Source organism: Bacillus sp. LNXM12-1, from assembly GCF_003004375.1.
Classification (GTDB): Bacteria; Bacillota; Bacilli; order Bacillales; family Bacillaceae; genus Bacillus.
Genome location: NZ_PVWX01000002.1, coordinates 483,881 through 495,601, shown reverse-complemented (window position 1 = coordinate 495,601; position 11,721 = coordinate 483,881). Strand labels below are relative to the sequence as shown.

The following is an 11,721-nucleotide window of genomic DNA, read 5'->3' as shown; positions in this document are numbered from 1 at the left end:
CTTGTTTAAACGATGGATATTGATTGATTAAGCACCTTTTCATATTGCTGTATGAGCTGTTTCGCATTATTTGCTGATGAATATTCTGTGTGAACGATTTGATGAAGATCGTTCTTCACTTGCTCATTCCATCTGTTTTCATAAAGATAGGCGTGAATGGCCTCTTTTAACTGATTCGTCGAACGCGGATCAACGAGCAGGTGTTGATAGCTAGAAAATAAAGATGGGAGACCACCGACTCGTGTCGCAATGACAGGTACTTTTAAAGCAAGCGCCTCTAGGACGACGGTAGGCATTCCTTCACTATAGGAAGGAAGTGCAAACAGATCAGCTGCCATTAAGTAGTCTTTCACCTGCTCATTCGGCACCTGTCCTGGGAGTACAATGGATGCTCCAGCCCGTTCTTCCAGCTCCTTTGCAAGGGGGCCTTTTCCAACAAAGACTGCTTTCACACCATCCATGCCGCTGACAGCATCAGCTAATTCAAGTAAGCCCTTCTCTTTGACTAATCGCCCGACGAAGACAACGAGCTTGTCGTGAAGGGGTAAGCCTAACTTTTTCCTGATGCCTTGTTGATCTTCTTCCGTTTTAGAAAATGACTGAAGCGGAATACCGAGCGGGAGACATTGCGCTTCCACCTTTGTCATGTCATTTGTCTTTTTAGCAAGCTCCTCGCTCACCGTCAGAACAGCAGATGCCTGTTTCACCGCCGTTTCAAAGGCTGCATGTGCCCCTTTGCTATAGCCCGGATACACGTTCACATCACTGCCATGTAAGGTCAAAAGATAAGGAATTTGCGTTTCTTTCTGAATCACAGCCGCCGCTCCGCCAGACGGCATCGCAAAGTGCGCATGGATAAAATCTGGTGACAGCTGAAAACGCTGCATGGCGCCTAGAACAGAAGCCGCTATTCGTTTACTCGGCTGTGCCCATTTCAGCTGTCCAGGGAGCGCTGTATAGGGCGGCCTGTATACTGTCACTCCGTTTCTCACTTCCTGTTCAAGCAGATTTTTTTTCTGCCGATAGGACGCCTTCAGCATCCGCAAAACCGGTGGAATTACCGGATTGGGACATACGACGGTCACTTGTATTCCTTGTTTGAGCAGCTCTTGCACTTGCGTTTCATGGAATACACCTTCACTTGGATGTTTTTCACTAGGATATACACTTGTCAGCCATAGCACCTTCATGACGAACGACCTCTTCTCAATAATCTGCCTGCCACCTGCGGATACATTTTGATGAGCAGCAAGCCATACAATGCAGCACTGACACAAATCGTCAATCCTAATTGAAGTAAAATATCCGCTGACGTCAGCTTCATGCCTTGATGCAAGAAAACCGCACAGGCGGCCATCAACAGCGTCATGACAGCAGGCTTTCCAAGTGATTTTAAATACACCTTCATATCAAGCTGAATGACATACGCCATGAGCCATCTGCCAACAATAAAGTTGAGCAGGCTGACACCTGAGTAAACCCAAGCTACTGTGAGCAGACTGCCTGTGCTGACACCTGCATATAAGGCGCATCCATACACGATGAGCATCCCCGTATCCCAATAAAAGGCTAAGTCCGCTCTCCCTTTGGCAAGAAGTATTGAACCGTTTGGATTCATCAGCACACGCAAAAGGCCGACAATGCACAAAATGTTAAGAACCGGAACGGCTACGAGCCATTTCTCTCCAAACACTACTTCTATAAAGCTATCTGATACGGCAGCAAGACCGATTAATAATGGAAAACTAATCAATGCGAGCATATTCGTCATACTGAGGAAGCCCTCTCGCAGCATGGAGTGATCACGCTGACTTTTTGCGAAAACAGGGAAAGCCACTCTCGTCACGATTGGGTTAATCTTCAGCACCGGGATCGTTACAATTTGATACGCCAAGCTGTAAATACCTAATGCTTCTGCTCCAAGAAAACGGCCAATTAAAATCATGTCTATGTTCGATCCTGCTCGATTGACCAGTCTGGATGCGAGCTGGAATGCTCCAAATGAGAAAAATTCTTTCACTTCCCCTAATGCAAAAACAGGTGCTGGGCGCCACTTCTTCCAATAAGCTGCGGCATACATTAGCCCTTTTCCTGATTGCAGCAGCACTTGAGAAATGACATAGGCAATAATCGGATTGATGAAGAAGGCCAAAGCGAGTAAAACAAACAGCGATATCATGGTTGCAATGGCTTCAATGGTACTTAATGTTTTAAAGGCTAAGTCCTTTTGCATCATGTATTGGTATTGCTGGCCAATTGGTGCAATCAGAAACATGATGGATAATAGTTTGAGCAAACCCTCCAGCTCTGGCCGGTTATAAAAGGCGGCAATCATTGGGCTTACTAGAATGAGTAAACAGAATAAGACAATTCCAGTGAGCAAATTGATCCAATATAATGTAGATAATTGACGTTCTGTTGTTTGTTCCTTTTGGATGATCGCTGCCCCAATCCCTAGATCAAGTAAAATCTGCGTAAATATTGTGACAGTTGTGATCATGCCAACGAGTCCAAACTCCTTCAGTGACATCACGTTCCCTAAAAAAGCGAACTGTGCGATTTGGATAATCGTAATGATGAATGCGGACAAGCTTGTCCATTTTGCCCCGCCTAGCATGCGTTTTTTCATACTTGCCATTTCTCTTCCCTACTTTACTTATCTGGCTCCGTCACCCGTCATGATGACTTTTAACGTTTTTACCATAATCTTCGTGTCGAGAGAAAATGTCAAGTTTTGAATATACTGTAAGTCGTGCGTTAATTTTTCGCTCGGACTCATTTCATATCCGCCATTTACTTGAGCAAGACCTGTCAATCCCGGCTTGACCGCTAATCTTTTCGTAAAACCTGGAATCGTCCGATTAAATTCTGCGGTAAACATCGGTCTTTCCGGCCGCGGACCTACGATACTCATTTCTCCTTTTAACACGTTGATAAATTGCGGAAGTTCATCGATTCTTGTTTTACGAATGAAGGCTCCCACTTTGGTGATACGCGGGTCATTTTTTTGTGCCCATTTCGCTCCTCCGCTTTCAGCGTCGGTTCTCATCGATCTGAGCTTCCATAATTTAAAGTAAACACCGTCTTTCCCGACCCTCTCCTGCATATAAAAGGCTGATCCCGGTGTTTCCAGCTTAATCAAGAGAGCAAACAGCAAAATGATTGGCGTACTCAACATCAATCCGATGAACGAGAACATTAAATCTATGAAACGTTTTGCAAATAAATAACGAACCATATGTTCTGTTAAGGCAAAAGAGTGGTTTCGTCTCACTTCATATTCTCTATAAAGATTCATCGCTTTCTCTGCACTCACTGACCTGCACCTCACCATCTAAAGTAGTTGTTGTGTAAAGAGATGTTCTATGAAAGTCAGTTTATCAGAGCAACATTAAGCAAATGTAAATGCGCTGTTAAGTCTTGTAAAACTGTGTTAAGAATGTGCACTTATATCAAGTTATGCCCTTTTCAACGTAAAAAAGACCCGCAATTCTGCGGGTCTCCGGGTCTTTCTTTATTTTGCTTTGACGGATTCGATGGTTTTTAATCGAAGGGTTCCGTTTGCATCTTTTGTATAGGTTACTTTCACTTTTGATTCTTCTTTTAAGCTGTTCACTTGTTTAGAAAACGCATTTCCGAACTGAATAGCTACTTCTTTGCCATCAATGTTCACAGCAATGGTATGTCCATCAGCCAAACCGACATATGTGCCTTCTTTGGTGACTTCATTTTTCTTATTTGTTGTTGATTCTTTCTTTGTTTTAGAATCAGCTTTTGATTGATCCTTAGCAGGTTCTTCTTTTGTGATTTCTTTACTTGAGCTGTCTTTTGCCGCTTCATCAGATTGACCAGCTTGCTCTTCTTTTTGAGCAGCTGTTTCTTTGCTTTGATCATCTGCTTTTTCATTAGATGACTGATCTTCTGTTTTTTCCTCTGAAGCATTTTCTTTCTTTTGATCAGCCGCTTCGGTTGTTTCCTTTTTGCTGTCATCCTTATTGTTGTCGCTTGATTGATTTGTTGTGCCGCATGCTGTAAGTAATACACCTAGAAGCAATACTAGAAACGGCATTGTGATTAATTTTTTCAAGATCGTCACCTCTTCATGATTTGTCGATTTGCTGTCGCTTGAAGATTCATGCGTAAACCATTCACCTTCTATGTTTCAATTATAACAAAGATAACCAAAAATGAAATGTATTTTTAACTTGACACATTATTGATTACCCGATCACTTCATAGACTTTTGAAAAAAGGCTGCCGAGAGACGTTCTCGAGCAGCCTAAGAGGAGTATCTGAGGCACCCCTCATGTTTGTATTTTCTTATCTAAAGTAACCTGACACACCGCTTGAAATGCCTGACGCTAAACGATCTTTATACGTAGCAGATTTCAAGATGTTTGAATCAACTGGACTGGACACAAAACCAGTTTCTAAAAGAACACTCGGCATTTTAGAATATTTAATCACGTAGAATCCAGCTGTTTTCACACCACGGTCTCTTGTACCAAGTGCACTGACCATTTTAGGCTGAATGTTTTGCGCAAGCTTCAAGCTGTTTGCAGACGCATAGGTTTTGTCATAATACGTTTCTGTTCCGTTTGCACTGCTGTTATCATTTGAGTTGGCATGGACACTAATGAAGATATCTGCTTTCGCATTCGCACCTTTGCTCACTCGTGTTTGAAGACTGTCAAATGTGTCTGATGTTCTTGACATGGTAACAAGTGCACCAGCGTTGTTTAATTTTGCATTTAAACGTTTTGCTACATCTAAATTCAAGTTCTTTTCATATAAACCGTAGCCTACAGCTCCTGAATCATGTGCACCATGACCTGGATCAATGAATACTTTTTTTCCGACGACAGGATTTTTTAATTGATTCACAACAGTTGGTGTCACCGTATTTGTACTGCCTACGACAGTAAATTTGGTGATTTTTTTACTGCTGATTGTTGCTCTTGTTACTTTTGGTAATGTCTTTTCATTCGTTAGAAGCAATGCTTTGTTTTGCTTCGCTGCGATCCCTGCAGCAGAAGATGAAGTGGCATAGCCAAAACCTCTTCCTACATAGGTATTATACGTGCTCATATTATACTTTTTCACAATATTAGCGGCAACGTCATAACGAGTGGAGCCTTTGATTCGTGTTGGAGATTTCAATTGATTATAAGCTGCTTTTGTGACGTAATTTTCTCCACCGACGACAATGGTTTGTTTGACATTGCTTGCTTTTGCAACAGAAGCGATTTCAGAACGAAGTCCCTTTTTATCTGTGTAGAGAATTGGGAATCCTTTTTGTGCTGCTACCGGTGCAATTGCAATCCCATGAGCATAGAAGGAACCTTCAACGACAACGACGCCTGCTGGCTTTTTCATTTTTTTCGCGATATTTGCAGATAGCTCATATCGATTTTTTCCTGAAATACGTTGTGTAGAGATACCCATTTTCTTCACTTCGTTAACTACGTTGTTCGACACACTTGATGTACTGCCTAAAACGATAACTGTCTTTGTTTTTAAAGCCTTTAGGGCTTTTTTCGTGTCACCCGAAAGACTCTTACTGTTTGTATAAAGAACTGGTCCATTTTTTTGGTGTGCAAGTGGAATCCCTGCTGTTGCATCTGCATACGCAGTTTTCCCTACTAAAACGACTGTACTTGCAGTTCCCCATCCCTTTTTCGCTACGTTTGCTGCTACAGCATATCTGCTCCCGCCATCAATTCGTGAGACGGAATTATCTGCTGAAGCTGTCGGAACAATAACGAAAATGGCGATAAGGCTGAGGATGGCTGTTTTCATGCTTGAGCGCATCATCTATGTCCTCCTTTAACCCTTTAATAGTTTGTTAGTTTTGTACCTGGATAGTAGAACGAAAGTATGGAAGAATATGAGTTTCCAGATTCTGCTCTAGCTTTGGCTCCGTATTGGCTCATACCAATGCCGTGACCATATCCTTTTCCTGAAATCGTAAAGTCATTTGTATTGTTTTTGACAGACGCAAATGTGCTTTTCACCTTTGTTGCGCCCATGACGGATCTAAACTCGGTCATCTTCATACTTGCCGTTGTGCTTTTGTTTACTGCATACGTGCCTGTTTTATTTTTCAGATGATATGTCAGCTTGATCGATACCGTCTTCGCACGCTGGCCTTTTGTTTTTCCTGAGAATGTCAGGCTTGAGATGGATGCAATCTTCATATCAGATGCAGCTGTTTCTTTGTTTTTGAGTAGCCATGATTTGAGACCAGCAAGGTCCGCTGCATTTGTCTCTTTTGTCTTAGACCACTGAGATGCTGCTGTGCTAGCAGTCAATGTTGTGCCTAGTTGTTTTTTAGAGAGTTTTAGCGTCCATGCATTGACCGGATCTTTTGTATCCTTTTTGGCCACTAAGTACGGCAGTGCATTTGCCCACACTTCTTCACTTGCCTCTGTATAACCGCCATTACTAGAATAATAGGTTGCTGAAATGAGCTGATTGTTGTATTTCAGTACCTTCCCTTTTGTGGCATCGACAGCTTTTGTCGAATTCGTGTACCAGTTATATCCTCCATATACTTGGAAGGCAGTTGTATCAGGTACGACTTTTCCAATACTTTTCACTGAATACGTTCTAGCGGCAACTGCCTGTGCTTTTAGCGCTTCAACATGCCAGCTTGCAGGCATTTCATTTGGTACTACGCCTTTTAGATAGTCTTCAAATGGAATATTTTCGAGAGTCGGCCTGATATAACCTGATTCAATTGCAAAGTTGACGCTGCCTAAGTACGGCTTCCCTGCAATTTGAAGGACATTTTTCGTTGAATATTTCTCAGGAACAACTCTTACTGTGTTATACGTCTTTATGCCTTTTAATGAAATTTTTCCGTTAGAAATATTCAATTGGTAGTTTTGATTTTTTTTCAGATAGACTTGTTTAGCTAATGAGTTTTTCAAGCTATCTTTAATCGCACTTGTGCTACCAGCAAGGTGATAAGCATATGTACCCTTTTGTTTCAGCAGTGCTTTTAGTGACGCTGTGACAGAATCTGGTTTCACATACACAACGGTACTGTTAGACTTTGCAGCCAATTGAGACAGCGGCATAGCATAAATATAGCTAGAGGCTTTTGCCAAATAAACTTTATCTGCATTGATATTTAATTTCTTAATAATATTCACAGATAGTTCATAGCGATTGGCACCACTGATTCTTGTCACCTGTGACGTTTTTTTAATTTGATTCTCTACTTTTTGTCCCGTACTTTTCGTACTGCCGATGATGATGACTTTACTTGGCAGCTTGTAAGACGGAATGGAATCTTTTTTTGTTAACAGGATTGGATATCCCTTTCTCGATGCATAGGATGCAATCGCAATCCCATTCATAAATGAGTTTCCGCCGACAACGACAGCTTGCTTATAGTTACCCATTTCTTTAGCGATTTTTTGAGAGATTTCAAACTTGTCTTTTCCACTAATACGTCTGACTTTGCCATACTTTTTAATAGATTTCTCAGCAGCTGTGGAAATACTTTTCGTGTTACCGATGATCAGGATGTTATCCGGTTTCATTTTCTTCAGCTGGTTTTCAGTTGTTTTTGTCAGTCTTTCAATGTTTGTATACAAAATGGGTGCGCCTAGTTTGTAAGCTAACGGTGATACAGAAATGGCGTGATCAAATGCATCACGGCTCACAATGACAACAGTTGATGGATTCTTCCAGCCAGCAGACGCGATGCTATTAGCAACTTCGTATCGATTTTTGCCATCATATCTTTTCGTGACAGCCACATTCGATCCTGACAGCTTGTATTCTCCAGCTGTGGATAGATCCATCGTTTTTTTATTTCCGATATAATTAGACAATTTCACTGAAATTGTCGAGCTAGCCATGGCAGACTGAAAGGGTGCGACTAGTAGAGTCAGTGTCATGAGAACAATAAGTGTAACGCCTGTTTTCTTCAATTTTGTTCATCCCGCCCATCTTTTTTACTTCTGTTTTTCAATCTTTTGAATTTCCTTTTGACCACTGTCATTGATAAAGTAAGAGATTTCTACTGTGTCTCCTGGTTTGAATTCATTTAACACATCTTTAAAATTATCCGTAAATTCATAGCTTAAGGTCGTATTCACTTTTTTCACTTCGACTGTATGTGCATCAGCCATTCCAATAAATTCAGCTTTTTCTTCCAGCACCTGAGGAGTTGAACTGCTTGTCTTGTTTTCTCCCGAGGACTGCTCAGCCGTTCCACATGCTGTGAGCACGATACCAAGTAGTAGTATTAAGAACGGTAAAACGACGATTTTCTTCATTTTTTTCACCTCATGTCTTTGTATCGTCTTATAACTTAATATTTTAAGGTAAATTTAAGGTTTTTTGAAACCTTTTTTTTGTTACAACGTCTATATCTAGGTTCAGAGTAAAAAAATAACTTGTTTATCAAGATTCGTAAACCTATAATCATGGAAGAATCATAGAAAAGGTGAGGGACATTATGAGAGCTGAAAGAAAACGAAAGAAAAAAAAGGTTCTTTGGATTGTTTTATCGATTATTGGCTTATTCGTATTAGCAACTGGCGGATATGCATATCATCTTTGGAATACAGCAGCATCAACCGTGGCAGGCATTCAGGAGAATTTAAAGAAGTCAGATAAGCGTGACAAAGATGTCGATTTAAATAAGAAAGACCCGATTTCTATTTTAGTTATGGGTGTCGATGAAAGAAAGAATGACCGCGGTCGTGCGGATACATTAATATACATGACCGTTAACCCAAAAACCAAAACGACCGAGATGGTGAGTATCCCGCGTGATACGTATACAAAAATTGTTGGAAAAGGCACAATGGATAAAATCAACCACTCCTATGCATTCGGCGGCACACAAATGGCAGCAGATACAGTAGAGGAATTGCTTGATGTACCTGTTGATTACTTTGTGAAAGTCAATATGGAAAGCTTTAAGGATATTGTCGATACACTTGGCGGCATTACAGTTAACAGCACATTTGCTTTCAGCTATGACGGCCATTCATTTGGTACAGGAGAAATTAATCTAAATGGTGATCAAGCCCTTGCCTACACAAGAATGAGAAAGCAAGATCCAAAGGGTGACTTTGGACGTCAGCAAAGGCAGCGCCAAGTCATTGAAGGCATCATTGCAAAAGGGGCAAACATTTCATCTATTACGAAGTTCGGCGATATGTTCAAAGTCGTGGAAAACAATATGAAGACCAACATGTCCTTTGATGATATGTGGACGATGATGAATGACTACCGTGACGCAAGACAGCGTGTGGAGCAGCACGAGCTGAAAGGAACAGGAGCACGCATCAATAACATCTATTATTATCAGCTTGATGATAATAGTTTGGCTAAAGTGAAGAAGGAATTGAAGGAAAGTTTGGAGCAGTAAAAAAGAAGACTACATGACTGTAGTCTTCTTTTTTTATGATGTAAATGGAGCAGGTTTTTCTTCACTTAATCCAAATCGATGGAGAAGCTCTTCGACAATTCGTCTCGAGGCTTGTCCGTCACCATAAGGGTTAGACGCCTTCGACATATTGTCATACTCTTTCTGATCTACTAGCAGCTCTTTTGCCATTTTGTAAATGGTCTCTTCATCTGTACCTGCAAGCTTAAGCGTGCCGGCTTTCACGCCTTCTGGACGTTCTGTTGTATCACGCAGCACTAATACTGGCTTCCCTAGAGAAGGCGCCTCCTCTTGTACACCGCCAGAATCCGTTAAGATAAAGTGTGAAGCGGCAGCAAAGTTATGGAAATCAACGACTTCAAGCGGTTCAATTAAGTGTACCCGATCGAGACCGCTAAATTCTGTCTGAGCTGCATCACGTACAGCAGGGTTTAAGTGAACAGGATAAACGACCTGAACATCTTCAAACTCTTCTACAACACGTCTAATGGCTCTAAACATGTTTTTCATCGGCTGTCCGAGATTCTCTCTGCGATGGGCCGTTAACAAGATCATTTTATCCGTGCCTATTTTCTCTAAAATAGGGTGCTGATAGTGCTCAGTAACCGTTGTTTGCAGGGCGTCAATCGCTGTATTCCCTGTCACACAAATGGTCTCTTCTTTTTTATTTTCAATTAAAAGATTCTGCTTCGCTTCGTCTGTAGGTGCAAAATGAATATCGGCAATAGTGCCTGTCATTTGACGGTTCAATTCCTCTGGGAAAGGCGAATATTTATTGTGTGTTCTCAATCCAGCTTCGACGTGACCGACTGAAATTTGGTGATAAAATGCTGCCAAGCTTCCTGCAAAGGTTGTTGTAGTATCCCCATGGACAAGGACAATATCAGGTTTTTCTTCTTGGAATAATTGATCTAGCTTTAACAGTGCATTTGATGTGATTTCAGATAATGTCTGGCGCTGCTTCATGATGTTTAAATCATGATCTGGCGTAATCGAAAAAGCCTCAAGAACTTGATCAAGCATTTCTCTATGCTGGGCTGTTACAGTGACAATTGAATTTATCTGTGGATGTTTATTTAATTCAAGGACAAGTGGTGCCATTTTGATCGCTTCAGGTCTAGTACCGAAAATAGTCATTACATTTAGTTTTTTCACTTGTTTAATCCTCTTTCCTAGTATAGTACTTTCAATTATACACAATTTGGAGGATAAATTTAATGATATAAAAAAAGAAATTTACATTGAATTAACGTTAAATTTCTCTTTCCTTTACATTTAACATATAAAATATGAATTATCTAAAATTCATTTTAGTGAAATCATTTGTCTTTCCTATGATTTGTAAGTTACACTTTAAACAGACGACCAAGAACAAACATTGAATGATTAAATCGGTTATCTATGTAAGGAAGGTGCAAAGTTCATTGAAAAAAGTACGTAAAGCCATTATCCCAGCTGCAGGTCTTGGGACACGTTTCCTCCCTGCAACAAAAGCTATGCCTAAAGAAATGCTGCCAATCGTTGATAAACCAACCATTCAATATATTATTGAAGAAGCTGTTGAATCAGGAATTGAAGACATTATTATCGTCACTGGAAAAGGAAAAAGAGCCATTGAGGATCATTTTGATTTTGCACCAGAGCTAGAGCGCAACCTGGAGGAAAAAGGAAAGAGCGAGCTTTTAGAAAAGGTGAGAAAATCCTCTAACATTGCTGACATTCATTACATACGTCAAAAGGAACCTAAAGGACTTGGACACGCCGTTTGGTGCGCACGCAACTTTATCGGTGATGAACCTTTCGCCGTTTTATTAGGTGATGATATTGTTCAAGCCGAAACACCCGGACTTCGCCAGCTGATGGATGAATACGAAAAGACTCTTTCATCTGTGATCGGTGTTCAGCAGGTGGCAGACAGCGATACACATCGCTACGGGATCATTGATCCTCTTACACAAGAAGGACGCCGCTACCAAGTGAAAAACTTTGTTGAAAAGCCGCCGCAAGGTACAGCACCATCCAATTTAGCCATCTTAGGACGCTACATTTTCACGCCAGAGATCTTTATGTACCTTGATCAGCAAGAAATTGGTGCAGGCGGAGAAATTCAACTGACAGATGCCATACAAAAGCTGAATGACATTCAGCGCGTATTCGCCTATGATTTCGAAGGAAAACGATACGATGTCGGTGAAAAGCAAGGCTTCATCGAGACGACTCTAGAGTTCGCCCTTCAAGATGAGGATCTAAAAAAGAAACTCATTCCATTTATGAAACAGCTTCTCGAAAAAGAAGAAGTGAATTAAAAA

Annotated in this window: 10 protein-coding genes; 2 read left to right on the top strand and 8 right to left on the bottom strand. The window is 41.0% G+C overall.

The genetic code is table 11. The features are described from left to right. Window positions 1-5: 5 nt before the first annotated feature. From tuaC to C6Y07_RS09945, 7 genes are all read right to left on the bottom strand, one after another. Complete coding sequence (tuaC, locus tag C6Y07_RS09975; RefSeq protein ID WP_060597409.1) at window positions 6-1,190, bottom strand: teichuronic acid biosynthesis protein TuaC; 1,185 nt, start codon at window positions 1,188-1,190, stop codon at window positions 6-8. Beyond that, window positions 1,187-2,638, bottom strand: a complete 1,452-nt coding sequence (tuaB, locus tag C6Y07_RS09970) for a teichuronic acid biosynthesis protein TuaB (RefSeq protein ID WP_060597411.1) — start codon at window positions 2,636-2,638, stop codon at window positions 1,187-1,189. Before tuaB ends, tuaC begins: the two co-directional genes overlap by 4 nt. A gap of 18 nt (window positions 2,639-2,656) precedes the next feature. Further along, the gene (locus C6Y07_RS09965) at window positions 2,657-3,316 is read right to left on the bottom strand and encodes a sugar transferase (protein ID WP_066031673.1); all 660 of its coding nucleotides are present in this window, start codon (window positions 3,314-3,316) and stop codon (window positions 2,657-2,659) included. A 198-nt stretch (window positions 3,317-3,514) separates the two neighbouring features. Then, window positions 3,515-4,087 carry a prolipoprotein diacylglyceryl transferase gene (locus C6Y07_RS09960; protein ID WP_066031672.1) on the bottom strand — a complete coding sequence of 191 codons (573 nt, stop codon included), beginning with the start codon at window positions 4,085-4,087 and terminating at the stop codon, window positions 3,515-3,517. Between the two features lie 233 nt (window positions 4,088-4,320). Continuing rightward, window positions 4,321-5,811: an N-acetylmuramoyl-L-alanine amidase gene (locus C6Y07_RS09955; RefSeq protein ID WP_060597729.1), complete on the bottom strand. Its 1,491-nt coding sequence runs from the start codon at window positions 5,809-5,811 to the stop codon at window positions 4,321-4,323. Between the two features lie 23 nt (window positions 5,812-5,834). Further along, window positions 5,835-7,943 carry a SpoIID/LytB domain-containing protein gene (locus C6Y07_RS09950; RefSeq protein ID WP_106030569.1) on the bottom strand — a complete coding sequence of 703 codons (2,109 nt, stop codon included), beginning with the start codon at window positions 7,941-7,943 and terminating at the stop codon, window positions 5,835-5,837. 24 nt (window positions 7,944-7,967) lie between these two features. Beyond that, window positions 7,968-8,291, bottom strand: coding sequence for a hypothetical protein (locus C6Y07_RS09945; RefSeq protein WP_024423640.1), 324 nt, complete (start codon window positions 8,289-8,291; stop codon window positions 7,968-7,970). 182 nt (window positions 8,292-8,473) lie between these two features. Here C6Y07_RS09945 and tagU point away from each other — a divergent pair, with 182 nt between their 5' ends. Then, window positions 8,474-9,394: a polyisoprenyl-teichoic acid--peptidoglycan teichoic acid transferase TagU gene (gene tagU, locus C6Y07_RS09940; protein ID WP_034660171.1), complete on the top strand. Its 921-nt coding sequence runs from the start codon at window positions 8,474-8,476 to the stop codon at window positions 9,392-9,394. Between the two features lie 33 nt (window positions 9,395-9,427). Here the strand turns inward: tagU and wecB are convergent, their stop codons facing one another. Continuing rightward, on the bottom strand, window positions 9,428-10,567 hold the full coding sequence (gene wecB, locus C6Y07_RS09935) for a non-hydrolyzing UDP-N-acetylglucosamine 2-epimerase (RefSeq protein WP_060597415.1): 1,140 nt from the start codon (window positions 10,565-10,567) through the stop codon (window positions 9,428-9,430). Between the two features lie 269 nt (window positions 10,568-10,836). Here wecB and galU point away from each other — a divergent pair, with 269 nt between their 5' ends. Further along, a complete protein-coding gene (galU, locus tag C6Y07_RS09930) occupies window positions 10,837-11,718 on the top strand; it encodes a UTP--glucose-1-phosphate uridylyltransferase GalU (protein WP_034660174.1) in 882 nt (293 codons plus the stop codon). Window positions 11,719-11,721 lie beyond the last annotated feature (3 nt).